The sequence below is a fragment of the Bradyrhizobium sp. AUGA SZCCT0160 genome (assembly GCF_018130105.1).
Taxonomy (GTDB): Bacteria; Pseudomonadota; Alphaproteobacteria; order Rhizobiales; family Xanthobacteraceae; genus Bradyrhizobium.
The window spans coordinates 144,449-169,937 of sequence record NZ_JAFCMD010000016.1 but is presented as its reverse complement, the minus strand read 5'-3'; the positions used below and the strand labels follow the sequence as shown (position 1 = coordinate 169,937).

Annotated in this window: 24 protein-coding genes; 14 read left to right on the top strand and 10 right to left on the bottom strand. The window is 61.6% G+C overall.

Features of this window, described 5'->3' with window-relative positions; translation table 11 throughout:
* Positions 1–17 precede the first annotated feature (17 nt).
* The 7 genes from JQ558_RS24515 to JQ558_RS24485 form a co-directional block, all read right to left on the bottom strand.
* Positions 18–1,187 (bottom strand): mandelate racemase/muconate lactonizing enzyme family protein, encoded by a 1,170-nt coding sequence (locus JQ558_RS24515; RefSeq protein ID WP_212206872.1) that lies wholly within the window; start codon positions 1,185–1,187, stop codon positions 18–20.
* Positions 1,188–1,307: 120 nt separating this feature from the next.
* Positions 1,308–1,565 carry a DUF3297 family protein gene (locus tag JQ558_RS24510; RefSeq protein WP_212271804.1) on the bottom strand — a complete coding sequence of 86 codons (258 nt, stop codon included), beginning with the start codon at positions 1,563–1,565 and terminating at the stop codon, positions 1,308–1,310.
* Positions 1,562–2,038, bottom strand: coding sequence for a glutathione peroxidase (locus JQ558_RS24505; protein ID WP_212206451.1), 477 nt, complete (start codon positions 2,036–2,038; stop codon positions 1,562–1,564). The genes JQ558_RS24510 and JQ558_RS24505 overlap by 4 nt, the downstream gene beginning before the upstream one ends.
* 74 nt (positions 2,039–2,112) lie before the next feature.
* A complete protein-coding gene (locus JQ558_RS24500) occupies positions 2,113–3,513 on the bottom strand; it encodes an amidase family protein (RefSeq protein ID WP_212295455.1) in 1,401 nt (466 codons plus the stop codon).
* Positions 3,514–3,583: 70 nt separating this feature from the next.
* Positions 3,584–4,150, bottom strand: a complete 567-nt coding sequence (locus JQ558_RS24495; RefSeq protein ID WP_212206446.1) for a c-type cytochrome — start codon at positions 4,148–4,150, stop codon at positions 3,584–3,586.
* Between the two features lie 228 nt (positions 4,151–4,378).
* Positions 4,379–5,662 carry a sorbosone dehydrogenase family protein gene (locus tag JQ558_RS24490; RefSeq protein WP_212295454.1) on the bottom strand — a complete coding sequence of 428 codons (1,284 nt, stop codon included), beginning with the start codon at positions 5,660–5,662 and terminating at the stop codon, positions 4,379–4,381.
* Positions 5,663–5,926: 264 nt separating this feature from the next.
* Entirely contained in the window at positions 5,927–6,184 is a 258-nt protein-coding gene (locus tag JQ558_RS24485; protein ID WP_212206436.1) for a DUF6894 family protein, read from the bottom strand.
* A 251-nt stretch (positions 6,185–6,435) separates the two neighbouring features.
* On the opposite strand from JQ558_RS24485, the gene pqqA reads away from it, so the two are divergent.
* The 12 genes from pqqA to JQ558_RS24425 all read left to right on the top strand — a co-directional run bounded on the left by pqqA (position 6,436) and on the right by JQ558_RS24425 (position 18,434).
* A complete protein-coding gene (gene pqqA / locus JQ558_RS24480) occupies positions 6,436–6,516 on the top strand; it encodes a pyrroloquinoline quinone precursor peptide PqqA (protein ID WP_012029362.1) in 81 nt (26 codons plus the stop codon).
* A 147-nt stretch (positions 6,517–6,663) separates the two neighbouring features.
* On the top strand, positions 6,664–7,593 hold the full coding sequence (pqqB, locus tag JQ558_RS24475; RefSeq protein ID WP_212271799.1) for a pyrroloquinoline quinone biosynthesis protein PqqB: 930 nt from the start codon (positions 6,664–6,666) through the stop codon (positions 7,591–7,593).
* Positions 7,594–7,613: 20 nt separating this feature from the next.
* Positions 7,614–8,369, top strand: a complete 756-nt coding sequence (gene pqqC, locus JQ558_RS24470) for a pyrroloquinoline-quinone synthase PqqC (protein ID WP_212295476.1) — start codon at positions 7,614–7,616, stop codon at positions 8,367–8,369.
* A 32-nt stretch (positions 8,370–8,401) separates the two neighbouring features.
* On the top strand, positions 8,402–8,713 hold the full coding sequence (gene pqqD / locus JQ558_RS24465) for a pyrroloquinoline quinone biosynthesis peptide chaperone PqqD (RefSeq protein ID WP_212295453.1): 312 nt from the start codon (positions 8,402–8,404) through the stop codon (positions 8,711–8,713).
* The gene (gene pqqE / locus JQ558_RS24460) at positions 8,710–9,915 is read left to right on the top strand and encodes a pyrroloquinoline quinone biosynthesis protein PqqE (RefSeq protein WP_212295452.1); all 1,206 of its coding nucleotides are present in this window, start codon (positions 8,710–8,712) and stop codon (positions 9,913–9,915) included. The genes pqqD and pqqE overlap by 4 nt, the downstream gene beginning before the upstream one ends.
* Positions 9,905–10,885, top strand: coding sequence for a prolyl aminopeptidase (gene pip / locus JQ558_RS24455; RefSeq protein WP_212295451.1), 981 nt, complete (start codon positions 9,905–9,907; stop codon positions 10,883–10,885). The genes pqqE and pip overlap by 11 nt, the downstream gene beginning before the upstream one ends.
* 11 nt (positions 10,886–10,896) lie before the next feature.
* Positions 10,897–11,568: a DUF4286 family protein gene (locus JQ558_RS24450; RefSeq protein WP_212295450.1), complete on the top strand. Its 672-nt coding sequence runs from the start codon at positions 10,897–10,899 to the stop codon at positions 11,566–11,568.
* A gap of 238 nt (positions 11,569–11,806) precedes the next feature.
* Positions 11,807–13,606, top strand: coding sequence for an FAD-dependent oxidoreductase (locus JQ558_RS24445; RefSeq protein WP_212295449.1), 1,800 nt, complete (start codon positions 11,807–11,809; stop codon positions 13,604–13,606).
* Positions 13,576–15,426 (top strand): 2-oxoacid:acceptor oxidoreductase subunit alpha, encoded by a 1,851-nt coding sequence (locus JQ558_RS24440; RefSeq protein WP_212206412.1) that lies wholly within the window; start codon positions 13,576–13,578, stop codon positions 15,424–15,426. Before JQ558_RS24445 ends, JQ558_RS24440 begins: the two co-directional genes overlap by 31 nt.
* On the top strand, positions 15,423–16,478 hold the full coding sequence (locus tag JQ558_RS24435) for a 2-oxoacid:ferredoxin oxidoreductase subunit beta (protein WP_212206410.1): 1,056 nt from the start codon (positions 15,423–15,425) through the stop codon (positions 16,476–16,478). Before JQ558_RS24440 ends, JQ558_RS24435 begins: the two co-directional genes overlap by 4 nt.
* A gap of 226 nt (positions 16,479–16,704) precedes the next feature.
* Entirely contained in the window at positions 16,705–17,568 is an 864-nt protein-coding gene (locus tag JQ558_RS24430; protein ID WP_249142611.1) for a DUF4344 domain-containing metallopeptidase, read from the top strand.
* A gap of 461 nt (positions 17,569–18,029) precedes the next feature.
* Entirely contained in the window at positions 18,030–18,434 is a 405-nt protein-coding gene (locus JQ558_RS24425) for a hypothetical protein (protein WP_212295447.1), read from the top strand.
* 7 nt (positions 18,435–18,441) lie between these two features.
* Here JQ558_RS24425 and JQ558_RS24420 read toward each other — a convergent pair whose 3' ends face one another.
* From JQ558_RS24420 to JQ558_RS24410, 3 genes are read right to left on the bottom strand one after another with little or no spacing between them, the layout of a single operon-like run.
* The gene (locus JQ558_RS24420) at positions 18,442–19,980 is read right to left on the bottom strand and encodes a SpoVR family protein (protein WP_212295446.1); all 1,539 of its coding nucleotides are present in this window, start codon (positions 19,978–19,980) and stop codon (positions 18,442–18,444) included.
* Positions 19,977–21,248: a YeaH/YhbH family protein gene (locus tag JQ558_RS24415; protein ID WP_212295475.1), complete on the bottom strand. Its 1,272-nt coding sequence runs from the start codon at positions 21,246–21,248 to the stop codon at positions 19,977–19,979. The genes JQ558_RS24420 and JQ558_RS24415 overlap by 4 nt, the downstream gene beginning before the upstream one ends.
* A 21-nt stretch (positions 21,249–21,269) precedes the next feature.
* Positions 21,270–23,213 (bottom strand): PrkA family serine protein kinase, encoded by a 1,944-nt coding sequence (locus tag JQ558_RS24410; protein ID WP_192740101.1) that lies wholly within the window; start codon positions 23,211–23,213, stop codon positions 21,270–21,272.
* A gap of 944 nt (positions 23,214–24,157) precedes the next feature.
* Here JQ558_RS24410 and JQ558_RS24405 point away from each other — a divergent pair.
* Together JQ558_RS24405 and JQ558_RS24400 are read left to right on the top strand one after the other, a co-directional pair.
* Positions 24,158–24,769 (top strand): hypothetical protein, encoded by a 612-nt coding sequence (locus JQ558_RS24405; protein ID WP_212295445.1) that lies wholly within the window; start codon positions 24,158–24,160, stop codon positions 24,767–24,769.
* A 31-nt stretch (positions 24,770–24,800) separates the two neighbouring features.
* Complete coding sequence (locus tag JQ558_RS24400) at positions 24,801–25,253, top strand: DsrE family protein (protein ID WP_212206385.1); 453 nt, start codon at positions 24,801–24,803, stop codon at positions 25,251–25,253.
* Positions 25,254–25,489: the final 236 nt, after the last annotated feature.

Below are 25,489 nucleotides of genomic sequence, written 5' to 3'. Positions count from 1 at the left end.
GGCCCGGAAAACCATTCTCACGCCGCCAGTGCCTTCATTTCCTTGTAGAGATCGGATTTGCCCTCGAAGCCGATGCCCGGCAAATCAGGCATGGTGATGTGGCCGTTCTCGACGCGAACGCCGTCGGGAAAACCGCCATAGGGCTGGAACAGGTCGGGATAGCTCTCATTGCCGCCGAGCCCGAGACCGGCCGCGATATTGAGCGACATCTGGTGGCCGCCATGCGGGATGCAGCGGCTGGCCGACCAGCCATGGGTCTTCAAGGCTTCAAGCGTGCGCTGGTACTCGCAGAGCCCGTAGGACAGCGCGCAATCGAACTGCAGCCAGTCGCGGTCCGGACGCATGCCGCCGTAGCGGATCAAATTCTTCGCATCCTGATGGCTGAAGAGATTTTCACCGGTCGCCATCGGCGCCGGATAGAATTCGGCGAGCGCTGCCTGCAGCGCGTAGTCGAGGGGATCACCGGCCTCCTCGTACCAGAACAGCGGATACTCCCGCAGCATTTTTGCATACGCGATCGCGGTTTCGAGATCGAAACGGCCGTTGGCGTCGACGGCGAGTTGCGCACTGCTGCCGATTTCCTTCAGCGCCGCTTCGATGCGCTCGCGGTCCTCGGCGATCGGCGCGCCGCCGATCTTCATCTTGACGACGTTGTAGCCGCGGTCGAGATAGCCGCGCATTTCGCCGCGCAGCGCGGAGAGATCCTTGCCGGGATAGTAGTAACCACCGGCGGCGTAGACGAACACGCGCGGATTGGCGTCAAGGCCGTGGCGCTCGGCAAGCAGCCGGAACAACGGCTTGCCCGCGATCTTCGCCACCGCATCCCACACCGCCATGTCGATGGTGCCGACCGCGACCGAGCGCTCGCCATGGCCGCCGGGCTTTTCGTTCGACATCAGCGTCGACCAGACCTTGTCCGGATCGAGATTGCCGCCTTCGGCATCAAGCAGCGACTTCGGATCGGCCTCCTTGAGCCGCGGCGCAAAGCGCTCGCGGATCAGGCCGCCCTGCCCGTAGCGGCCGTTGGAATTGAAGCCATAGCCGACCACGCGCTTGCCATCGCGCACGACGTCGGTGACGACGGCGACGAGGCTCGTCGTCATTTTGGTGAAGTCGATGTAGGCGTTACGGATCGGCGAGGAGATCGGCTTCGTGATTTCGCAGACATCGACGATGCGGACGGACATGATGGTGGCTTTCGAAATATTGGACATGTCATTCCGGTGCGATGCGGAGCATCGAACCCGGAATCTCGAGATTCCGGGTCTGGTGGTGGCGCACCATCCCGGAATGACGGGATCACATCGTCACTTCTGATCCCGGAAATACGGCTCGACCGGGCCATGAACCTTGATCGTCAAGGGATTGCCGAAGCGGTCCTTGGCATTCCCCGCAGTGACGCGGATCCAGCCCTCGCTGATGCAGTATTCCTCGACGTTGGTCTTCTCGGCGCCCTTGAAGCGGATGCCGACGTCGCGCGACAGCAGTTCTTCGTTGTAATAAGGGCTGCTCGGATTGGTCGACAGGCGGTCGGGGAACGCGTCGGTTTCGGTTTTCTCGTTCATAGCAGTGCCTCGATTTCTCTTCTCAGTGCTTCGGGTGTCACGGTCGGTGCATGGCGCCCCACCACCTTGCCCGAACGGTCGACCACGAATTTGGTGAAATTCCATTTGATCGACGCGCCCAGCAGGCCCGATCGTTCGTTCTTCAGGTATTCATACAGCGGGTGCGCCTTGCTGCCGTTGACGTCGATCTTGGCGAACATCGGAAACGTCACGTGAAATCTGGTTTCGCAGAACGCCTCGATTTGTTTGGCGTCACCCGGCTCCTGCGCGCCGAACTGGTTGCAGGGAAAGCCGAGCACCGCAAAGCCGCGCGGCGAAAGTTCGCGGTGCAAGGTTTCCAGGCCCTTGTATTGCGGCGTGAACCCGCAGGCGCTGGCGGTGTTGACGATCAGCAGTACCTGCCCCTCGAACCGCTTGAGCGGAACCTCTTCGCCGGCCAGCGACTGCGCCGTGAAATCATAGATGCCTGACATCAAACTCTTTCGATCTCTTGTTTGACGCGTTTTCTTTACGCGAACCGGCGTCCACTTCGCTTGAAAACGCTCTGTTAGCTTGCCGGATCGATCGCCGCCGACGGCGTTCCGCCGGCCTCGATCGCCTCGCCCGCGGCAAGGCAGAGATCCTCCCGGTAACGGCCGGAGACCAGCTGAACCCCGACCGGAATTCGTCCCACCAGTCCCGTCGAGACCGTTAGCCCGGGCAGCCCCATGAAGGGAATGGCAATCTGCGGCAATTGGGCGTGCCAGACCCTCGCAAAAGACGCCTCGTCCTTGCGGTCGAGATGGTCGGGGAACGGCAATTCGCCGGATACCGGCATCAGCAGCACCGGGTATTTTTCGAAGAATTCCAGCCATTCGCGGGTCAGCGTCGCGCGCCGGGTCAGCGCCTTCGAGAAATCAGCGGCATCGAACGGAAACACTTTTGCCCGGTTGCCGCGCAGGCAGGCCAACGCGCCGGGATCGCCCTCACGCTCGGCGGTTTCCAGCTGCGCCTCATAGCTGTCGCCGAGCCAGAGCTTGGTCTGCAGATTGGCGGGCTCGCGCAGCGGCGGCGTATTGGTGATTTCCTCGACGATCCAGCCCGCGCGCTCCAGCCGCTTGCCGGCGTCGGCGACCGCGGCTTTCACCTCCGGAACGGGATCGAGGCCATCCGGATTGAGGCACATCGCGACGCGCTTTGGCACCGGGGGACCTTCCAGCGGCGCCGGCACCCACCAGGGATCGCGATAATCCCTCGCCGACATCGCCGCCAACGCTATCCGGATATCGCCGATGGTCCGCGCCAGCGGGCCTGACACGGCGCTGATCTGGGGACCAATGGTGCGCTCGGGGAGTGCGGCGTTGAACGCCGGAATCCGGCCCATCGTCGGCCGCAGGCCATGGACGCCGCAGGCATAGGCCGGGTAGCGGATCGAGCCCGCGATATCGGTGCCATGCGCGATATGCCCGATGCCGGCCGCGACAGCAGCACCCGCGCCGCCGGAGGAGCCGCCCGGCGTAATGCCGGGATCGCGGGGGTTCTTGGTGTCGCCGTGCACGAGATTGGTGGTGAACCAGCGATACGAGAACGCAGGGCAGTTGGTGCGGCCCAAAATCACCGCGCCGGCCTTGTAGAGATTATCGATCACGGGGCTGTTGTCCGCCGCAATGGCCTCGCGCTGCAGTTTTAAGCCGTTGGTGGTGGCAAAGCCCTTCTGGTCGATATTGACCTTCACGGTAATGGGCACGCCGCCGAGGGGGCCGACATCTTCGCCCCGCCCGATCGCGGCATCGATCGCCGCGGCCTGCGCCAGCACCTCGGCCGGCTTGTAGTCGACCACCGCATTGATCCTGGGATTGACCGCGTCCAGCCGCGCCAATGCTGATGTGGCCGCCTCCTTGGCCGAGACCTTTTTTGTCTTGATCAGCGAGGCCAGCTCCGCGGCCGACAGGCGCCAGATTTCTTGCATGGGAAACTCCGTTTAACCGCCTTGTAGCGCCGCGCGAACGGCAACGCCAGCCGGGGCCGTGCACGAAGGTTTAGCGCAAATGGGCAATAAAATGAGCGAGATCGGCGATCTGCTCTGATGTGATCGGGCCCATCACGTCGGCCATGCTGCCGTCATAGCCGTGACGGCTATTGTCCTTGTATTCGCCAAGCGTCTTGGCGAGATAATCCTCGCGCTGGTTGGCTATCCGCGGCACGTTTTCCTTGCCGGAATAATCCGGGTTGTGACAGTTGTTGCAGCGGTGCTGCTGCCCCAGCGCCAGGCCGCGCTGCATCCGCGCGGGATCGCCGGCCGCTGCGGGCGGCACGGGCTTGGGCAGTTTGGCGATGAAATCGGAGAAGGTGCGCAGATCGTCGTCGGTCAGCTGCTTCGCCATCTCGTTCATCGGCTCGAAGCTGCGCAGCTTCTCGCGAAACATGAAGAGCTGGATCAGCGTGTAAGGCGCCTGCTGCGCGCCGAGCGAGGGCGTGTTTTCGGTCTCCGACTGTCCGCGCTCGCCGTGACAAGCCAGACACGGCGCGATGCGCTCCTGGAAGGTTTCCGCGCTTGCGATTGAGGCGATAAAGGTAAACGCCAGCGCTGTTATTATTCTATGCATTACGCATCGCAAATTTGAACTGGGATAGGTAGATTGCCGCCTTCCTGATCTTCGCGGCGCGCACGGCACGAGAATTTAGCCCCGCGCCGGCCGCCTGAAGAGATAGCGGTTGATACGAGCGTCGCTGATTTCCCGCCGTCATTGCGAGGAGCGAAGCGACGAAGCAATCCACTCTTCCTTTGTTGAAGGTGGATTGCTTCGCTTCGCTCGCAATGACGTTCCTTCCAATCACTTGGCGCCAGCCACCTTCTGCTTGCCGTAGGTGATGCGATAGACGGCGCCGTTGTAGTCGTCGGAGACCAGCAGCGAGCCGTCCTTCAACTGCAGCACGTCGACCGGGCGACCGATATACTTGTTGTCCTCGACAAACCCGGTGAGGAACGGCTCCACGGATTTGACTGACCCGTCCTTGTTCAGCCGGGCGACGAGGACGTCACCGCCAACCTTCTTGGTCCGGTTCCACGAACCATGGCGGGCAATGAAGATCGCGTTCTTGTAGGACTTCGGGAACATGTTGCCGGTGTAGAACCGCATGCCCAGCGCTGCGGAATGCGGGCCCAGCAGGCCGACCGGCGCAGTGTAGTCGCTGCAGGATTTTCCCCAGCCGAATTCGGGATCGACGATGTTGCCCTGCAGGCAGTAGGGCGCGCCGAAATGTTCGCCGACCTTGGTGATGCGATTGAGTTCATCCTCGGGCACGTCCTCCGACATCCAGTCGCGGCCGTTGTCGGTGAAATAGAGCTGCTTGTTCTCCGGGTGCCAGTCGAATCCGACCGTCATGCGCACGCCGCGCGCGAGCACTTCGGCGCCTGACCCATCGAGATTCATGCGCCTGATCTGGCCGTGCGCATCGCTGTGCAGCACGTTGTTTCCGGGTTGCCCGACCGGAATGTACAGCTTGTTGTCGGGGCCGATGCCTATGAACTTCCAGCCGTGGGCTTCATCCTTGGGCAAATCGTCGTAGATCACGGTCGGCTTCGGCGCATTGTCCAGATTGTCCTCGATCTTGTCGATCCTGGAGATCTTCGACAGTTCGGCGATGTAGAGCGTGCCGTTCTTGAACGCGACGCCGTTCGGACGATAGAGGCCGGAGGCGATCACCTTCACCGAACGCTTGCCGTCCTTGTTGACGACCGCATAGACCTTGTCGATCAGGCGGGTGCCGGCAAACACCGTGCCCTTGTCGCCTTCGATCAGCGAGCGCGCGTTGGCCATCCCGGCGGCGTAGACTTCGATGTTGAAGCCGGCCGGCACCTTCAGCTTGGCGGTCGGCAATTTGTCAGGCGCAGCGGGGATCGGCGGCGGTGCGATCGGCGCGAGCTTGGCGGCGGCTTCGTTATCGGCAGGTCGGCCGATCAAGGGCGAGCCCGGCGGAAGCGGGGCGGCGGCCGCCGGCGCCGCACCTGCCGCAGGCGGCGTGGCCGGCTGCTGCGCTGCAACGTTCAACGTCAATGCACCGAAAAAAGCGCCGGCCAGCAACAGGCTGCGCGGCGCCGACGAATAGCTCATCATGGCATTCTCCCTGGCGGAAGCCTTATCCTCGCGCGGACAAGCATGTCAGCGCTGGCGGCATTCCCGGGCGGCACTCTCTAATATTGGTCCGTACATTTGCAATCGGAAAACATCGCTGACCCATCATCCACGGTCATTCCGGGCATTGCGCAGCATCGAACCTCAGACGTGCATTTGCGCATCGGGGAATCTCGAGATTCCCCAGTGTGCAATTGCGCACCTGAGGTTCGCGCTCTCGCAAGCCCCGCAATGACGGTGGCTGAATCAATGCCGGGTGATGGAGCGATCCGTCGTGTCGAGAATCGCCTCCGTGAACGGAAACTCGAGCACGATCTCGCCCTCGTCGTCGGTGACCTCGATGGTCGCGTTCAGCAGCGCGCCGTCAGTGCCTTCGGTCTTGAGCAGTTCCCGGATCATGGCGCGCGCCATTTCCCAGGCGCGGTCGGGATCCCGCAGCACTTCGCCATCGGGATCGGAAATCAGCTCATCGCCGATACGGGTGTTGAAAAAATAGCGTGGCATCGGCGGTAACCTACTCCATGGAGGCAGCACTTCGTTGCAAAGAAAAATCAACATTCGCGGCGCTGCGATCAACCCGGAAACGCTTGATCCCACGCCGTTTTGACCACCTGCCTTCGCACAAAAACGTGACTTATTTCGCAATGCAACATGCAAACACGCATGCCTGCTGCAAAGATTTCACTGGCGAACTTTTTGATCCGCATTACCTTGTGTCCGAGGGCGAAGTTCGTCCGGTAGAAAAAGGAGCGCCTATGGCCTGGAAAGCACCGAAAATCGTCGAAGTGCCGGTCGGCATGGAAATCAACATGTATGCGTGCGCCGCCCGCAAGTAACCGGCAGCGACCGCAAAGGCTTTAGCGAGGTGGATCCCCGGGCCTGATACGTTCCCGAAGCGGAACTGTGTCTTTGGCCCGGATCCGCCTCGTAGCGTTTGACATCACCGTTTGTGCCCAAGTCTTGAATTTGCCAGGAGACGGATCATGCTTCGCGTCGTCGTCCTGGGCGCCGCGGCAGGCGGCGGCGTTCCGCAGTGGAACTGCGGATGTCCGGTGTGCCGGACGGCCCGCAACGAACATCCCGAACTTCAGAGCACGCAGGCCTCGATCGCGGTCAGTGCCGATGGCGAGCACTGGTTCCTGATCAACGCCTCGCCCGATCTGCGCCAGCAACTGACCGCGACGCCGCAGCTTCATCCCAGGGCAGGCCAGCTCCGTCACAGTCCGATTGCGGGCGTCATCCTGACCAATGGCGAGATCGACGCGGTCGCAGGCCTGTTGTCGATGCGCGAGGGATCGCCCTTCACTCTGTATGCGCATGAGCGGGTGCTTGCGATCCTCAAATCCAACAGCATCTTTAATGTGCTGAGCGAAAAGAATGTGAAACGCCAGCCGATCGCGGTCGACCGGGCGTTCGAACCCGCATTGCCCGATGGTTCGCCATCCGGCATCGAAATCCTCCCCTTCGAGGTTCCCGGAAAGGGCGCATGGTATCTCGAAGGCAAGGCGCATCCGGCCGGCGGCAGTGGTGTGGGCGATACGCTTGGGCTTCGCATCCTGGACAAAGCCAGCGGCAAATATCTCTATTTCCTTGCCGCCTGCGCGCGGGTGACCGACGATCTGAAGGCGCGGCTGAACGGCGCCGCACTGGTGTTCTTTGACGGTACGGTGTGGCGCGACGACGAACTGGTTGCCGCGGGCCTCGGCAACAAGACCGGGCAAAGCATGGGACACATCTCGATGTCAGGCGAGGACGGCGCGATCGCAAGCCTTGAAGGACTCGACATCGGGCGCAAGATGTTTTTGCATATCAACAACTCCAACCCCGCCTTGCTGCACGGCTCGGACGAGCGCAAAACCGCCGAGCAGGCCGGCTGGCACATCCCCGCCGATGGAATGGAGATCACACTGTGAGCGTCGTGCCCTTCACCAGAATGACCGCGCTATCGATCGGCAAAGGCATTTCGCTCAATAACGCCGAGGAACTGGAGGCGACGCTGCGTCACATCGGCGCGACGCGCTATCACAACCTGCATCCGTTCCACCGGCTGCTGCATGGCGGCAAGCTCAACAAGGGCCAGGTGCAGGCCTGGGCGCTGAACCGTTATTTTTACCAGAGCACGATCCCGCTCAAGGACGCGATGGTGATCTCGCGGTTCCGCGACCGCGCGACCCGCGTCGAATGGCGGCACCGGATCGAGGACCACGACGGCGATCTCGGCTCCGAAGGCGGTATCGAGCGCTGGCTCAAGCTGACCGAGGGCCTCGGGCTCGACAGCGCCTATGTGGAATCGACCGAAGGCATCCTTCCCGCGACGCGCTTTGCGGTCGAGGCCTACGTGCATTTCTGCCGCGACAAGACGCCGCTCGAGGCGATCGCCTCCTCGCTGACGGAACTGTTCGCGCCGAACCTGCATGAAGAGCGCATCTCGGGCATGCTGCAGCACTATGATTTCGTCAATCCGGACATCATGAGCTATTTCAGCCGCCGCCTGCAGCAGGCGCCCCGCGACGCCGGATTCGCGCTCGATTACGTCAAGGCGCACGCCAGGACGCCGGCGGAACGCGAGGCGGTCTGCAACGCCCTGATCTTCAAGACCAATGTGCTATGGGTTCAGCTCGATGCGCTGTATCATGCCTATGTCGAGGGCCACATACCGCCCGGCGCGTTCGTGCCTCAAGAGGGCTGAAGCCGAAGCCAATAACCAGGAACTAGCGATCGATGGCAGCAAGCCGCAACATCAGTGTCAGCGAGGCGAGCCGGCCGAAATTGCCGCGGCACGCCAAGCTGAAATTTGATGAGACGCGGCAGGTCTGGGTGATCCTGGCGCCCGAGCGCGTGCTGGCGCCGGACGAGATCGCAGTCGAGGTGCTGCAGCTTTGCGACGGTGTTCGCAGCGTCTCCGACATGATCGATCAGCTGACCGCCAAATACGCCGCGCCCCGCGAGGCAATTGCAACCGACGTCGTCGCCATGCTGCAGGACCTCGCCGACAAGGGCTTTCTCACCGAAGCGCGCGAGAAGACGTCATGAGCGACATTCTCACCGACGGCAAAGCGGCAACCGCGCCCCATGACGGGCTCTCGGTGCTGGAGCAGCGGCGCTCGACGGCGGAGACGTTCGGCATCCCGCTCGCGGTGCTGGCCGAGTTGACGCACCGCTGCCCGCTGCAATGCCCCTATTGCTCCAATCCGCTCGAACTCGACCGCGGCGGCACTGAGCTGACCACCGAGGAATGGAAGAAGGTTTTGACCGAGCTCGCCGAAATCGGCGTGCTGCAGATCCATTTCTCCGGCGGCGAGCCGACCGCGCGCAAGGATCTGGTCGAACTGGTCCAGCACGCCAGCGACGTCGGGCTCTACAGCAACCTCATTACTTCCGCTGTGTTGCTGACACGCGAAAAACTGTCCGCTCTGGCCGATGCCGGGCTGTGCCACGTGCAGATCAGTTTTCAGGGCAACGAGCCCATGGTGGCCGACCGCGTGGCGGGCCTGAAGAAGTCGCATGAGAAGAAGCTGGAGGTCGCGAAGTGGACGCGCGAACTCGACCTGCCGCTGACGGTCAACGCCGTCATGCACCGCCAGAACCTGCATCAGCTGTCGGACATTATTCAGATGGCGGTCGATCTCGACGCCGACCGGCTCGAGGTCGCCAACGTGCAGTATTACGGCTGGGCGCTGAAGAACCGCGCCGCCTTGATGCCGACCGTGGCACAGATCGAGGAGACCAGCCGCATCGTCGAGGAAGCCGAAGTGCGGCTGAAGGGCATTCTCGCGATCGACTACGTCTTGCCGGATTATTACGCGCTGCGGCCGAAGAAATGCATGGGCGGCTGGGGCCGGCAATTCTTCAACATCTCGCCTGCCGGCAAGATCCTGCCGTGTCATGCCGCCGAGAGCATCACCGGACTAGAATTCCTTTCGGTGCGATCCAATCACTCGATCGCGTGGATCTGGCAGAATTCCGAAGCCTTCAACCGCTATCGCGGCACCGGCTGGATGCCCGAGCCCTGCAAGAGCTGCGAGTTCCGCGAAGTCGATTTCGGCGGTTGCCGCTGCCAGGCCTTTGCGCTGACCGGCGATGCCGGCAATACCGATCCGGCCTGCACGCTGTCGCCGATGCATGAGCAGATCTTCAAGCAGGCCGAGCAGGAAGCAGCCTCCGACAATAACCGTTTCCTCTATCGCAATTTCGCCGGCGGCACGCTGGAGGCGGAAGACAAGCATGGCGCCTGACGCCGACGCCGGAAAATCCGCCAAACGCGCCGATCCGTTTGCACCGCTGACCTCGGAGCAGCTCGATGTCGGCGATGGCCACGACGTCTATGTCGAGAGCGTCGGCCGTATCGGCGGCATTGCGGCGGTCTATCTGCATGGCGGGCCCGGCAGCGGTTGCCAGCCCGATCACCGCCGGCTGTTCGACCCTGAAAGATTCCATGCCGTGCTGTTCGACCAGCGCGGCGCCGGCCGCAGCCGCCCCAAGGGCCGGCGTGAGGACAATACCCTGCCGCATCTGATTGCGGACATGGAGAGAATTCGCGAGAAATTCGGTTTTGAGCGCTGGATGATCGTCGGCGGCTCCTGGGGCGCGACGCTGGCGCTGGCGTATGCGCAAGCGCACCCCGACCGCGTCACCGGCATCGTGCTGCGCGCCACCTTCCTCGGCGCCCGCAAGGAAATCGAGGATGGCTTCCTCGAGGTGCTGCCGCGCTTCTATCCGGCGCTGCACGCGGAGTTCCTCGACGTGTTGCCGCCAGCGGAACGCACGCACCCGATCGACGCATATTTCCGCCGGATTCTTGATCCCGACACCGGCGTGCATGGCCCGGCCGCACGGGCATGGGGCGAGACCGAACGTATCCTCTCCGAGCACACGCCGGGCCGCGCCCGGCTCGATCCGGTCAATTCGTCGCGCGCCCTGCCCGCCACGCCGTTCATGGAAGCGCATTATTTCGCCAATGACTGCTTCATGAGGCCGAACCAGCTGATCGAAGAGGCCGGCAGGCTTGCTGACATTCCCGGTATCATCGTGCAGGGCCGTTATGATCTGCTGTGCCCGCCGGCGACCTCGCATGCGCTTGCCGCAGTGTGGCGCGAGGCCGAAATTCGCCTGGTCGAAGGCGCCGGTCACACGCTGTACGATCCCGGCGTCCGCGACGCCGTGATGAAAGCAGTCGCGGATATGGCTTCCAAGATTACCAGATAGGGATTTTCGAAATGCCGATAGCCGGAAAAGGCATGCTGCTGACGTCGATGAACATCGATGCCGCCGACGAGGCCGAATTCAACCGCTGGTACGACCGCGAACATCTCGAAGAGCGCGTCGCGATGCCGGGCTTCCTCGAAGCGCGGCGCTATGTCGCGCACGAAGGTGACCCGAAATATCTCAGCCTCTATTCCACCGAAACCATCGAGGTACTGGACAGCCCGTTCTACCGCACCGCGCTCGCCAATCAGACTGCCTGGTCGAAGGCCAACATTGCCCGCTTCAAGAATATGATCCGGGGCGTTTCGCGTATCACCATCAGCCGCGGCACCGGCCGCGGCGCCGCGCTCGGCATCATCCGGCTGCGGCCGCCCGCCGGCGGCGAGGATAAATTACGTACCGCACTGCGGGATCAACTCGATCCCGCAGAACTCAACGGCATCATTTCCATGCACCTGCTGGAGAACAATCCGGCGCTGTCGAAACCGATCACTGATGACCCCGCAGCGCCCAATCCGGGCGCCGGCGACTGGTTCGTGCTGATCGACGCCACCGATGTCAGCGCGGTTCCGGCGGCCGCGGCGCGCTTCAACGACAATGCCGCAATCAAGCCGCTGGTGGTGACGAGCGGCGTTTACCGGCTGATGTGGGATCTCGCGAAGAGCGATCTGCACCGCGCGTAACATTGGCGACAACGCCGTGCACTCATGCTGCACCGCCACATAGCATCAGCGAATATTAACGTTCACACGTGCCATGCATGAAAGCTGGCAATCGCGCAAATTTGCCTTTGTGACTCGTCTGGAATGGCTCTAAGCTCCGATAAGATAAGCCTATGATCCAATTCAAAAACCACAAGAACGCCTACTGAGCGTTCAGGCAACAAGGCCGCGTTCGGATTGCTGACGCGGAAAGGTAGGAATGAAACCGACTGACATCTCGGCGCCGGACTACTTTCACAAAGTGGTTGATTGCCAATGGGCCTGCCCCGCTCACACGCCAGTTCCCGAATACATCCGTTTGATTGCCGAGGGGCGTTATAGCGACGCCTACATGATCAACTGGAAATCGAATGTGTTTCCCGGAATTTTGGGACGCACCTGCGATCGCCCGTGCGAGCCGGCCTGCCGCCGCGGCCGCGTCGAGGAAACACCCGTTGCGATCTGCCGGCTGAAGCGCGTCGCCGCCGACTTCAAGGACGACGTCAAGCACCGCATGCCGAAGGTATCGGCGAAGAACGGCAAGCGCGTCGCGCTGATCGGCGGCGGTCCCGCTTCGCTTGCGGTGGCGCGCGATCTTGCGCCGCTCGGCTATCACTGCACGGTGTTCGACGCCGATCCCAAGGCGGGCGGAATGATGCGCAGCCAGATCCCAAAATTCCGGCTGCCGGATTCGGTGATCGACGAAGAAACCGATTACATCCTAAACCTCGGCATCGAGTTCAAGGGCGGTCACCGCATCGACAGCCTGAAGCAGCTGATGGCTGAAAATTATGATGCGATTTTCGTCGGTTCCGGCGCGCCGCGCGGCCGCGAACTCGACATCCCCGGCCGCAAGGAGGCCGCCGCTAATATCCATATAGGCATCGAATGGCTGGCTTCGGTTTCGTTCGGCCATGTCGAGAAGATCGGCCGCCGCGTGATCGTGCTCGGCGGCGGCAACACCGCGATGGATTGCTGCCGCACCGCGCGGCGCCTTGGCGGCGAAGACGTCAAGGTGATCGTGCGTTCCGGCTTTGAGGAAATGAAGGCGAGCCCATGGGAAAAGGAAGACGCCATTCACGAGGACATTCCGATCCTCAATTTCATGGTGCCGGTGGGATTCAAACATGTAGCCGGCAAGCTCATCGGCGTCACCTTCCAGAAGGTGAAGGCGGAATATGACGCCAAGGGCCGGCGTAACCTGGTGCCCGCGGGCGAGCCGGACCAGACCATTCCCTGTGACGACGTGCTGGTCGCGGTCGGGCAGGAAAACGCCTTCCCCTGGATCGAGCGCGACTGCGGCATCGAGTTCGACAAGTGGAACATGCCGCAGGTCGATGCCAAGACGTTCGCATCGACCAATCCGAAAGTCTTCTTCGGCGGTGACGCGGCGTTCGGCCCCAAGAACATCATCTGGGCGGTGGCGCACGGCCATGACGCCGCGCTGTCGATCCACAAGATGCTCTCCGGCGAGGATATCACCGAGCGCCCGCTCCCCGAGGTGAACGTCTCCTCGCAGAAGATGGGAATCCACGAGTGGAGCTACGACAACGACATCTCCGGCGACAAGCGCTACAAGGTGCCGCACCGCGACAAGGTGATTGCGCTCAAGGACATCCGCGCAGAGGTCGAACTCGGCTACGACGTCAAGCTCGCGCTCGGCGAGGCGCAGCGCTGCCTGAACTGCGACGTGCAGACGATTTTCAGCGCGCCCGCCTGCATCGAATGCGACGCCTGCGTCGACATCTGCCCGATGGATTGCATCACCTTCACGGAAAATGGCGAGGAAGAGGATCTGCGGACCCGGCTGAAAGCGCCCTCACCGCGTCACGACCAGGCGCTTTATCTTGCCGACGGGCTCAAGACCGGGCGCGTCATGGTGAAGGACGAAGACGTCTGCCTGCATTGCGGGCTCTGCGCCGAGCGTTGTCCCACCGGAGCCTGGGACATGCAGAAGTACCTCATCGATATGACTCACGCGGGATCACCATGTCAGTCCAAAGCCCGATCAGCAGCGTAAACGACTTCGTCGTCCGTTTCGCCAACGTCAACGGCTCGGGTTCGGCCAGCGCCAACGAGCTGTTCGCGCGCTCGATCCTGCGCCACGGCGTGCCGGTGAGCCCGCGCAACATCTTTCCCTCCAACATCCAGGGACTGCCGACCTGGTACGAGGTGCGGGTGACCGAGGAAAGCCATCTCGGCGCCCGCGGCGGCGTCGACATGATGGTGGCGATGAACCCGCAGACCTGGGACAAGGACGTCGCCTCGATCGAGCCCGGCGGCTATCTGTTCTACGATTCCACCAAGCCGATGCCGACGTCGAAGTTCCGCGCCGACATCAACGTCATCGGCGTGCCGCTGACCGCGATCACCAACTCGACCTATACCGATCCGCGCCAGCGCCAGCTGTTCAAGAACATCATCTATCTCGGCGCGATGTGCGCCCTGCTCGACATGGACCCGAAGATCGTCGAGCAATTGATATCAGAACAGTACAAGGGCAAGGAAAAGCTGTTGTCCTCGAACGTCCACGCGCTGCATCTGGGCCGTGACTGGGCGCTGCAGAACCTGAAATGCCCGATCGGGCTGCAGGTGAAGAAGGCCGACAAGGTCGGCGACCGCATTTTCATGGAAGGCAACAGCGCGGCTGCACTCGGCGCGGTCTATGGCGGCGCCACCGTCTGCGCCTGGTATCCGATCACGCCGTCCTCGTCGGTGGCCGAGGCCTTCACCAGCCATTGCAAGAAGCTGCGGCACGATCCCGAAACCGGCAAGGCCAAATACGCCATCGTGCAGGGCGAGGACGAGCTTGCATCGATCGGCATGGTGATCGGCGCCTCCTGGAACGGCGCGCGCGCCTTCACCGCGACTTCCGGGCCCGGTGTCTCGCTGATGACCGAGTTCATCGGGCTTTCCTACTTTGCCGAAATTCCCGGCGTGATCATGAACATCCAGCGCGCCGGCCCCTCGACCGGCATGCCGACGCGCACCCAGCAATGCGACATCATCGCCTGCGCCTATGCTTCGCACGGCGACACCAAGCATATCCTGCTGTTCCCGGAAGACCCGGCCGAAGCGTTCGAGTTCGCGGCGCAATCGTTCGATCTCGCCGAGCGGCTGCAGACCATGATCTTCCTGATGCTCGACCTCGACATCGGCATGAACCACCGGCTCTGCCGTCCCCTGAAGTGGGACGATTCCAGGCAATATGACCGCGGCAAGGTGATGACCGCAGAGATGCTCGACGAGCCTGGCCGCGATTTCGGCCGCTATCTCGACGTCGACGGCGACGGCATTCCCTACCGCACCTATCCCGGCACGCATCCGACCAAAGGCTCGTTCTTCACCCGCGGCACCTCGCGCGACCGCTATGCGCGCTATTCGGAAGAAGGCGCTGTTTACGCCGACAACATGCAGCGGCTGGTGCGCAAGTTCGAGACCGCGCAGGACATGGTGCCGCGGCCGTTGCAGGCCAACGCCACCAAGCCGACCAAATACGGCGTGATCTATTTCGGCTCGACCGCGCCGGCGATGGACGAGGCGATCGGCCTGCTGGAGGCGCGCGGGCACCAGCTCGACCGCATGCGCATCCGCGCCTTCCCGTTCCACTCCAGCGTCGCCAGCTTCATTGCCGACCATGACTTCGTGTACGTCGTCGAGCAGAATCGCGACGCCCAGCTGCGCCAGTTGATCGTCAACGAGAACGGCATCGATCCGGTGCGGCTGGTGCCGATCCTGCACTATGACGGCACCCCGATCACCGCGCGCTTCATCGCCAGCGCCATCGGCGACCATCAGGACCATCTGAAAGTGACTCCTCTCCGCAAGGCCGTGTCATGACCTACATTGCAAAACCGAAATTCCACCATCCCGGCCTGCCGAAGAACGATCTCGGCTACACCCACAGGGACTACGAGGGCAAGATTTCGACGCTGTGCGCCGGCTGCGGTCACGACTCGATCACCGCCTCGATCATCGAAGCCTGCTTTGAGCTATCGATCGAGCCGCATCGCGTCGCCAAGATCTCCGGCATCGGCTGTTCCTCGAAAACGCCGGATTACTTCCTCGGCAATTCGCACGGCTTCAACTCGGTGCACGGCCGCATGCCGTCGGTCCTGACCGGCGCCAACCTCGCCAACCGCGACCTGATCTATCTCGGCGTCTCCGGCGACGGCGACAGCGCCTCGATCGGCTTCGGCCAGTTCGCCCATTCGATCCGGCGTGGCGTCAACATGACTTATATCGTCGAGAACAACGGCGTTTACGGCCTGACCAAGGGCCAGTTCTCGGCCACCGCCGACCGCGGCTCGAAATCCAAGAAGGGTGTGATGAACACCGACAACGCCATCGACCTGGTGGCGATTGCGCTGCAGCTCGGCGCCAGCTTCGTGGCGCGCAGCTTCTCCGGCGACAAGACCCAGCTGGTGCCGCTGATCGCGGCCGCCATCCGCCACAAGGGCGCGTCGTTCATCGACGTCATCAGCCCTTGCATCGCCTTCAACAACCACGCCGGCTCGACCAAGAGTTTTGACTACGTCCGCGAACATAATGACGCGGTCAACCGCCTCGACGTCATCACGGGTCGCGACCCCATCACCGTCGATTATGCCCCGGGCTCGGTGCAGATGGTGGAGCAGCACGACGGCACCAGGCTGGCGCTGCGCAAGATCGACGCCGATTACGACGCCAACGACCGGCTGGCGGCGATGACCTTCCTGCAGAAGCACGCCGCCAAGGGCCAGGTGGTGACCGGCTTGCTCTACGTCGATCCCGACGCCGAAGACATGCACACCCATCTCGACACCGTCGAGACGCCGCTCAATAAGCTGGAAGCCAAGGAATTGTGCCCGGGCTCGTCAGCGCTGGACAAGATCAACGCCAGCCTGCGGTAGGGCATCTAGTCGTCAGGTCGCAACGTCCATGCATCCTGCGATATGAGCATTAGCCTCGGAAGCAGGCATCGGTTGTTTGCGTACAAGCAATCATCGCGACCGCGCTGCCGACAATAAGCCCGACCGGATTCGCTATCCACGGAATCCGACGGGCGTGCTATGGTGCTCGACCACGCGTCGATAACTTGCCGCCGTAAATTTTCATAATTCATAATTGAGAAATATGATGAGGCACAAACCTGCCGCGGTTGCCGCGGCCCTGGCGGCAACGATCGTTTGGACCGTCGGCAAAGCAAGCGCAGCCCCCAAAAGCAAGCCGAACCAGATCAAGTACGAATATGTGTCGCCAAAGGACCCGGTACACCAGCCGATCCACGATCAAATGAGGCAGGGCCGCGCTCTCGAACACTTGCAGGAACTGCTCAGTCCACTCCGCCTTTCCTACCCGCTGACGCTGAAGGTCGCGGGTTGCGATGGCGCCGCAAACGCCTGGTACGGCGATGAAGTCATCACCGTGTGTTACGAAATGCTGGCGGACATCCTGAAGAGCGCGCCGCCGCAAGACCTTCCCGGCGGATTATCCCGGGCGGACACGGTGCTGGGCCCAATTCTCGCGGTGTTCCTGCACGAGACCGCGCATGCGGTTTTCAACATGCTGCAAATACCTGTGCTCGGCCGCGAGGAAGATGCCGCCGATCAATTCGCCGCCTACGTCATGCTTCGACTAAGCAAGGACGAGGCCCGCAGAACGATCCTGGGCTACGCCTATCACCATGCGATTCAGATGCCGGGACCGCAGGTCACCGTTCCTATCCAATCGCTTTCAGGTGAACATTCGACGCCGGCCCAGCGAGCGTTCAACATTCTGTGCATCGCCTATGGCGCAGACAAGACGTTGTTTGCCGATGTCGTCGAAAAGGGCTTCCTGCCCAAGGACCGGGCCGAAGTCTGCGCAAGGGAATACGATGACCTCAACTTTGCCATGACAAAGCTGATCAAGCCGCATATTGACCAGCGCCTTGCCGGAAAATTTCACGGAACCTGGGCACGAACCGTCAGCGCCCGTCGCGCAAATCTGGCGCGTCGATAGGATTTGGGGACGCGGGAGCAGCTGACACCCAACCCACCCTGCGGCCGGCCAGCGAATTGCGCCTCGGCTCGTCCGCGCTGGAAAAGATCAGCGCCGGCCTGCGGCAGAGCGGAACGTACGAAGAAAGGGTCTTCCGAGTGCAGCCGACCTTATTGTGCGCGTCTCAATGCGGTTGCACTGGTAGCAACGGAAAACCTTGATGAGTGGCTTGGCCCCGATAGCGGGCAGCTTGCCTAACAGCCGCATTTCGGCGTGGCACTTTTCGCATACCCGGATTTCCCGTATTTGCTGGCCCATCTCGATATGATGTGTACGAAACCCGTCGGAACAATGGAGTTTTGCTCCGTAAGACTACGGCAAAAGAAAAGCCGCCCCCTGCCGAGAGGACGGCGATTAAGGAAGTCTTAGGCTAGTCGTGCCGATGATCGACCTCAGGTGAAGCTCAAGGAAGAAGTTCCGCCGTGCTCAGAGACGGCACTTATGCGGCATGGTTCAAGACCCCCGTAAGCCAAGGCACTGGCATCGTCCATGTTGCAGACGGCAGGATCTGGGGGCGCGACGGCGTCATGACCTACGAGGGGTCATGCGAAGTCGACGGAGACCGATTCACCGCGGTCGTGATCACAAGAAAACACACCAACGGGCTGCCAACTGTATTCGGCGATGATCAGGAGCTCGAGCTTAAGCTGCAGGGAACGTGCACCGGCAAGATAGCGACCTACACCGGAACGGCGGCACAGTTCCCAGGCCTGCTCCTGGAGGGAACGCTAATTTACAACGAGCAGGCGCGTGCCCCGGAGGCGAGCGAACCCATACCCACGTTCGATCCGCACAAACTGCCGAAATTACCGACGCGCGGGCGTTGATCGCCGGCTACGCCACCGCGGCCAGCCCGCGCGGGTTGGCGACGTATTCCTTCAACACCTTGCCTGTCGCGTCGACCTCGACCAGCGAGACGTTGTAGGTCCAGAGGTCGGCGAGGTGCTGCAGCACGCGCTTGGCATCGGTGTCATTGAGCTGCGCGCCGTTCAGCACGGTGTGGCGCAACATCAAATGACGATCGCCGGCGAGGTCAACATCGACGACTTCGATGTTGGCGTCGATGAAGCCGACGTCGTATGTCCGTGACAGGGCGCGGCGCACGCGCCGATAACCGCGCTCGTCGTGGATCGCATCGACCCGGATGCCGGCGGTCTCGGCTGGATCGTCATGCAAGTGGAACATGCGGAAGTGCCGCATCAGCCGCGGTGATAGGAACTGGCTGATGAAGCTCTCGTCGCGGTAATTGGCCCAGACATCGCGGAGGACGCCCATCGTATCGCCCTTGCCGGCGATATCCGGAAACCATTCGCGATCCTCGTCCTCGGGATTGGTCACGATGCGCTCGATATCCTGCATCATCGCAAAACCGAGCGCGTAGGGGTTGAAGCCCGAGAAATATTTACTGTCGAAGTCGGGTTGGAACACGACGTTAGTATGCGACGACAGGAATTCGAGGAAATTGCCGTCGGAGAGCTGCCCCTGCAGGTGCAGCCGGTTCATGATGCGGTAATGGACGTAGGTCGCGGTGCCCTCGTTCATGACCTTGGTCTGGCTCTGCGGGTAAAAATACTGTGCGATGTGCCGCACGATGCGCAGCAGCTCGCGCTGCCACGGCGCCAGGCGCGGCGCGGTCTTTTCCAGGAAGTACAGGATGTTTTCCTGCGGCAGGCCGAGCAGCGCGCGGCGGCGATCGGCGCTCAGCGTTGCCACGCTCTTGACCGGCCCGGTCGGAATGGTCCGCCACAAATCATTGAACACGCTTTCTTCGTGCTGGCGGCGGTACTGGGCCCGCTTCTCCTCGACGCGCAGATCCGGCAGCTTCTTGCCGGGATAGCGGTTGATGCCATGCGACATCAGCGCGTGGGCCGCATCGAGCGTCTGCTCGACCGCCAGCCGGCCGTGACGCTCCTCGCACTGCGCGACATAGGTCTTGGCGAATTCGAGATAATCCAGAATGCCGTCGGCGTCGGTCCACTGCTTGAACAGATAATTGTTCTTGAAGAAATGATTGTGGCCGAAGGCGGCGTGCGCGATCACCAGCGTCTGCATGGTCGCGGTGTTCTCCTCCATCAAATAGGAGATGCACGGCGACGAGTTGATGACGATCTCATAGGCCAGGCCCATCAGGCCCTTGCGGTAGGACGCCTGCTGATAGGCGAAGTGCTTGCCGAACGACCAATGCTTGTAGAACAAGGGCATGCCGACCGAGCAATAGGCGTCGAGCATCTGCTCGGCCGTGATCACCTCGATCTGGTTCGGATAGACATTGAGCCCGAGCTCGGACTCCGCGATCTCCTCGCAGGCGTCATGGATCCGCTGCAGCGTCGGGAAATCCCAATCAGCACCCTGAAACAGCCGTTCGCCTGTCATGGCGCCCTCTCCTGTCTTACGCGGCGCTGGAAGAGATCGTGAAACACCGGGAAGATTTCGCTGCGCTCGCAGACCTTGCGCATCGACAGCGGCGCACCGGCGAGGCGCAGGCGCTCGTACAGCGTCCATAGCGACGAGTCCGGCATCTCGAAAGTCAGCCCGGCATCCTGGCCGACCTCGAGATAGGCAAAGAACTGGCTGACGGGCAGAATCTTCTCGGTCAGCAGCCGGCCCGCCACCTCGCCGTCGGACGTGGAGTTGTCGCCATCGGAAGCCTGCGCGGCGTAGATATTCCAGTCCGCCGGGCGGAACCGCGAACGCACGATCTCGTGCATCTCCTGCAGCGCACTCGACACCAGCGTGCCGCCCGATGCCGGGCCATGGAAGAATGTATCCTCGTCCACCTCTTCGGCGCGGTCGGTATGGCGGATAAAGACGATCTCGACATGGCGATAGCGCCGCTTCAGGAAGACATAGAGCAGCGTGTAGAAGCGCTTGGCGAGGTCCTTCATGTGCTCGGTCATCGAGCCCGAGACGTCCATCAGGCAGAACATCACGGCCTGGGCAATCGGCTTCGGCGTGGTCTCGAACCGCCGGTAACGGATGTCGATCGGATCGATGAACGGGATCCGCTTGGCCTTGGCCTTCAGGCTTTCAATCTCGGCCAGCAGTTCGGCGCGGCGCGCCTCGTCGCCGCAAATCAGCAGTTCGGCTTCAAGCGCCGCAATCTCTTCCGGCTTCGGCCGCCGCAGTGCCACCCGCCGCGCCATCGCGCGGCTCACGGTACGGGAAATGGAAATATTCGCCGGCGAACCCGACGTCGCATAACCGGCCCGGCGGATTCCTTCGCTCTCCACCTCGGCAAGCTTGCGCTTGGCGAGATCAGGCAATTCGAGATCGTCCAGAAACAGGTCGACGAATTCCTCGCGGCTGAGAACGAAGCGGAACGCGTCTTCGCTGTCGCCCTCCCCCGCGCCACCGGCCTTGCCGCCCGAGCCGCCCGAGCGCGGCAGGATGTCGCCTTCGATGAACTTCTTGTTTCCGGGAAGTATCATGTCGCGGGTGCCGCCTTCACGGCGGAACCGCGGCTCGTCCATGCCGTCGAGCGGGATGCTGACCTCTCCGCCTTCCAGGACATCCTTGATGTCCCGGTCGTGCGAGGTCTTCTTCACCGCTTGCTGAACCAGCGCCTTCGCCCGGCGCAGGAACCGCTGACGGTTCTCGAGACTCTTGCTGCCCGGATTTAGCCGCCGGTCAACGATGTGAATAGCAACCACTTCGCATCCGCCTCAGCCGGCTTGCTTCACGCGCATATACCATTCGACGAGTCGGCGGACCTGGCGTTCGGTGTAACCGCGGTCCACCATCCGCGCGACGAAATCGTCGTGCTTCTTCTCGGTTTCGCCGTCCTTTTTCGAGCCGAACGAAATGACGGGCAGCAGATCTTCCACTTGCGAGAATATCCGCTTTTCGATCACCTCGCGAACCTTTTCATAGCTGGTCCAGCCCGGATTCTTGCCGCCGTTCTGGGCCCGCGACCGCAGCGAGAACTTCACGACCTCGTTACGGAAGTCCTTCGGATTGGCGATACCCGCAGGCTTTTCGATCTTGGTCAGCTCCTGATTGAGCAATTCGCGATCGAGCAATTGTCCGGTGTCGGGATCCTTGAAGTCCTGATCCTCGATCCAGGCATCGGCGTAATCCACGTAGCGGTCGAACAGGTTCTGGCCATAATCCGAATAGGATTCGAGATAGGCCTTCTGAATCTCGTTTCCGATGAATTCGGCATATCGCGGCACCAGTTCGGCCTTGATAAATTCGAGGTAACGCTTTTCGGTTTCATCAGGGAGCTGCTCGCGACGGATCGACTGTTCCAGCGCATACATCAGGTGAACGGCATCCGCGCCGACTTCCGACGTATCGTGATTGTAGGTTGCGGCGAGCACCTTGAACGCAAAGCGGGTCGAGACGCCGTCCATGCCTTCGTCGACGCCGGCGGCATCCTTGTATTCCTGGACGCTGCGGGCCTTGGGATCGGACTCTTTCAGGCTTTCGCCGTCATAAACCCGCATCTTTGCAAACACGGTGGAGTTTTCGTGACGTCGCAGCCGCGACATGACCGAGAAGCGCGCCAGCGTCTCCAGCGTCGACGGCGCGCAGGGCGCGGCGGCGAGTTCAGAGCCCTGGATCAGTTTCTCGTAGATCTTCTGTTCCTCGGTGACGCGCAGGCAATACGGCACCTTGATGACGCAGATGCGGTCGATGAAGGCTTCGTTGTTCTTGTTGGTCTTGAAGCTCTGCCATTCGGATTCGTTGGAGTGCGCAAGAATGACGCCGGTAAAGGGAATCGCACCGATATTCTCGGTTCCGATATAGTTGCCTTCCTGCGTCGCCGTCAGCAGCGGATGCAGCATCTTGATCGGCGCCTTGAACATCTCGACGAATTCGAGGATGCCCTGGTTGGCGCGGTTCAAGCCGCCGGAATAGCTGTAGGCGTCGGGGTCGTTCTGGGCAAAGGTTTCCAGCTTGCGGATGTCGACCTTGCCGACCAGCGACGAGATGTCCTGGTTGTTTTCATCACCTGGCTCGGTCTTGGCGACCGCGATCTGCCGCAGCCGCGACGGCTGGATCTTGGCGACACGGAATTGCGAGATGTCGCCGCCGAACGATTCGAGCCGCTTGTAGCACCACGGGCTCATCAGCCCGGTGAGGCGGCGGCGCGGAATGCCGTATTTTTCCTCGAGCATCGGCCCGAGTGTTTCCGGATCGAACAGGCTGAGCGGACTTTCGAAGACCGGGCTTAACTCATCACCAGCCTTCAAAACGTAAATGGGGTGAACTTCCATCAACGCCTTCAAACGTTCGGCGAGCGATGACTTGCCGCCGCCGACCGGCCCGAGCAGATAGAGTATCTGCTTGCGCTCTTCGAGGCCTTGAGCGGCGTGCCGGAAGAACCCGACGATGCGCTCGATCGTTTCTTCCATGCCATAGAAGCCGGCGAAGGCCGGATAGGTGCGCATGGTGCGGTTCAAAAAAATACGGCCAAGGCGTTGGTCCCTGGCCGTGTCGATCATCTGAGGTTCGCCGATTGCCGCTAGCAACCGTTCGGCCGCATTCGCATATTTAAGCGGATCGCTTCGACACGATTCCAGATAATCCGCCATCGACATGTCGCTCTGACTTCTGGCTTCGAAGGAGCGGGCGAAGGCGTTGAACAGAGAATCGTTGTACATAGATTCATCTCCTCATGGTTCAGCTATAACGTAGGATGCGCTGGCCAAGTTCCAAGCCCCGGCAAGCCTCCTGCGTATCCAATCGCGAATCACCAACAGCAGATGTGATATCTGACACGCGAGTGACTCCATCACGCAATGCAATAGTCGTGCTAAACGACTCGGCAGCTCAAGAATGTGCTGGAATCCACTGGATCTGTAACCGGCGTGCAACATGCGGCATCCGGAGAAGTACTGGTTTTTCAGGTAGATGAACGAACCTGCAGCATTCGCGCGGTTGAACACGCGCCGCCGCAATGCTTGTCGATTCATTAATGCGCGCCGCGCGCGGCGTCCGTTCAGCGCGTTGGACCATAACGGACGATCTGAGATCCAGATCACTCCAGGCTGCGTCATCCTCGGCAGATCATCTCTCTGTTCGGTGTCGTTCGACGAATCCAAACGCGCAAATTCCGTTTCTGGGGCTTATGCCACTCACCACGACGGGTGACGTTTGCGTTCTCGTCGGCATGAAGGCCGTCAAGGCGGCGTTCATTGCGACTGTAATCAAGTCCCGAACGCGGCGAACCGATACAAGAGGCTCGCGCGCTAGTACTTTTGGATTAGTCCGGCGCAACCAATTCGCGATCCTCCTGAGTGCGGCGCAAAACGAAACCCGCGCTGCCGCCAATCGGCACAGCTGTGCTCCAGGTCACGGTCCGAATTGGACACCGGCCGGGATTTATTGTGCAAGGCACAATGCGGGCAAATCATGGGGCGCGAACGGGCGCATCGCCCAATATTTAGGCAACCGGCTGCCTGCAGCGGTTTCCCGCCAACTGCTGAAATTGAACGCAGCCGCGGCCACCTGCGACCAATGAGCAGATTGAAGCCACGCCTTGGCGGCGCCTGGCGCCGCACCACTTCGGTGCGGACGGTCGGTGTGTCACGCATTTAGGACGATCATGAAGCGCATCTTCCTGTGCACCCTCACGCTGGCCGCGATGGCCTCGCTTGCCGGGCCCAGCCATGCTCAGGACGGCGTCGAGAAGGCAAAAGCTGCCGCCTTCGACAACAGGGTGTTCGCCGGCCCCCTCGGTCAAAAGACCTATGCCTGCTTCGTGCGTCGCTATGACGCCAACCACCTGGCGCAGCACCCCAAGCAAAAAGTCAGCGCCATGAAGCTGCTGGTCACCGCCGAAAATCCGCCGGAAGAGAAGATCACCAATTACTCCTTCCGCATCGGCGTCAAATATCGGCATCGGCCGGGCAATTTCGACTCCAGCGGTTATTGCAACCATGTCGTCACCGAGGACAAAGGCAACGAAATCCACTTCGGCTGCGGCGTCGATTGCGACGGCGGCGGCATCGATATCGCGATGAAGGACGACAAATCAGCCATCATCCAGCTGGAGCGGATCAGGATCTGGGACCGCAACAAGCCCGACGACGATTCCAGCAATGATCTGGTGGCAGGCGCCGACGACAAGATTTTCCGGGTCGACCGCGCCGATTTGCGCGAATGTGCCGAACTCGTGACCGACCGCAAGGAACTCGCGGCGCTCAGGCATAAGTGACAGCTTTTAGGCAATCGAGTTGGAAGACGTCATGCATCGACGCAGCATCTTGTGGGCCACGGCGTCCGCTTTCGGTACCGCCGCCTTTGCTGCCTCGCGCGCCGGCGCGGCGACCGAGGCGCCGCCGACGAAAAAACTGAAAGTGGTCTATCACCTCAACGACCTCGACAAGGTGAGCTTTGTCGTCGGCAACATCCAGAACCATCTCGACGGCGTCGGCGGGCCCGACAACGTCACCATCGCTCTGGTCGTTCACGGCCAGGCGCTACGCGCGTTCCACGCCTCCGCGGCCAACCCCGATCTGGCACGGCATGTCGGCCAGTTCGCCAGGGCCGGAATTGAACTCGCCGTCTGCGGCAACACCATGAAATCCCAGAAAGTCGGCCTCGCCGATCTCTTGCCGGGCTTCATTTCCGCCGATCAGGGCGGCGTGGTGCGCATCGCCGAGTTGCAATCGCAAGGCTATCTCTATCTGCGACCCTGATCGCAATCTGCGATCGTGATCGCGGCGTCCGCTTTCCCGTCACAAAATTGTGCTGGATTTCGGTCACTTCCCGAGCGCTCATCCCGGGGATCGAACGGATGCAGGCGGCGTTATCCCACCGGATACACCCATTCCGACCAGCAGCCATTCCATCGACTTGCCATCCACGTGTTGACATTCCCGCCTCGCACCCGAAAGCTGCCGGGGAACCCGAAAACCGACGACCGGACAGAACA

Bases quoted from the DNA above. Each gene is read 5' to 3' on its own strand.
- pqqE (WP_212295452.1), top strand. From the start codon at position 8,710: ATGAGCGACATTCTCACCGACGGCAAAGCGGCAACCGCGCCCCATGAC.
- JQ558_RS24410 (WP_192740101.1), bottom strand. From the start codon at position 23,213: ATGTACAACGATTCTCTGTTCAACGCCTTCGCCCGCTCCTTCGAAGCC.
- JQ558_RS24405 (WP_212295445.1), top strand. From the start codon at position 24,158: ATGAAGCGCATCTTCCTGTGCACCCTCACGCTGGCCGCGATGGCCTCG.
- JQ558_RS24430 (WP_249142611.1), top strand. From the start codon at position 16,705: ATGAGGCACAAACCTGCCGCGGTTGCCGCGGCCCTGGCGGCAACGATC.
- JQ558_RS24485 (WP_212206436.1), bottom strand. From the start codon at position 6,184: ATGCCACGCTATTTTTTCAACACCCGTATCGGCGATGAGCTGATTTCC.
- pqqD (WP_212295453.1), top strand. From the start codon at position 8,402: ATGGCAGCAAGCCGCAACATCAGTGTCAGCGAGGCGAGCCGGCCGAAA.
- pqqA (WP_012029362.1), top strand. From the start codon at position 6,436: ATGGCCTGGAAAGCACCGAAAATCGTCGAAGTGCCGGTCGGCATGGAA.
- JQ558_RS24450 (WP_212295450.1), top strand. From the start codon at position 10,897: ATGCCGATAGCCGGAAAAGGCATGCTGCTGACGTCGATGAACATCGAT.
- JQ558_RS24445 (WP_212295449.1), top strand. From the start codon at position 11,807: ATGAAACCGACTGACATCTCGGCGCCGGACTACTTTCACAAAGTGGTT.
- pip (WP_212295451.1), top strand. From the start codon at position 9,905: ATGGCGCCTGACGCCGACGCCGGAAAATCCGCCAAACGCGCCGATCCG.
- JQ558_RS24490 (WP_212295454.1), bottom strand. From the start codon at position 5,662: ATGATGAGCTATTCGTCGGCGCCGCGCAGCCTGTTGCTGGCCGGCGCT.
- JQ558_RS24420 (WP_212295446.1), bottom strand. From the start codon at position 19,980: ATGACAGGCGAACGGCTGTTTCAGGGTGCTGATTGGGATTTCCCGACG.
- JQ558_RS24440 (WP_212206412.1), top strand. From the start codon at position 13,576: ATGTCAGTCCAAAGCCCGATCAGCAGCGTAAACGACTTCGTCGTCCGT.
- JQ558_RS24435 (WP_212206410.1), top strand. From the start codon at position 15,423: ATGACCTACATTGCAAAACCGAAATTCCACCATCCCGGCCTGCCGAAG.
- JQ558_RS24495 (WP_212206446.1), bottom strand. From the start codon at position 4,150: ATGCATAGAATAATAACAGCGCTGGCGTTTACCTTTATCGCCTCAATC.
- pqqB (WP_212271799.1), top strand. From the start codon at position 6,664: ATGCTTCGCGTCGTCGTCCTGGGCGCCGCGGCAGGCGGCGGCGTTCCG.
- JQ558_RS24510 (WP_212271804.1), bottom strand. From the start codon at position 1,565: ATGAACGAGAAAACCGAAACCGACGCGTTCCCCGACCGCCTGTCGACC.
- JQ558_RS24500 (WP_212295455.1), bottom strand. From the start codon at position 3,513: ATGCAAGAAATCTGGCGCCTGTCGGCCGCGGAGCTGGCCTCGCTGATC.
- JQ558_RS24515 (WP_212206872.1), bottom strand. From the start codon at position 1,187: ATGTCCGTCCGCATCGTCGATGTCTGCGAAATCACGAAGCCGATCTCC.
- JQ558_RS24400 (WP_212206385.1), top strand. From the start codon at position 24,801: ATGCATCGACGCAGCATCTTGTGGGCCACGGCGTCCGCTTTCGGTACC.
- pqqC (WP_212295476.1), top strand. From the start codon at position 7,614: ATGACCGCGCTATCGATCGGCAAAGGCATTTCGCTCAATAACGCCGAG.
- JQ558_RS24505 (WP_212206451.1), bottom strand. From the start codon at position 2,038: ATGTCAGGCATCTATGATTTCACGGCGCAGTCGCTGGCCGGCGAAGAG.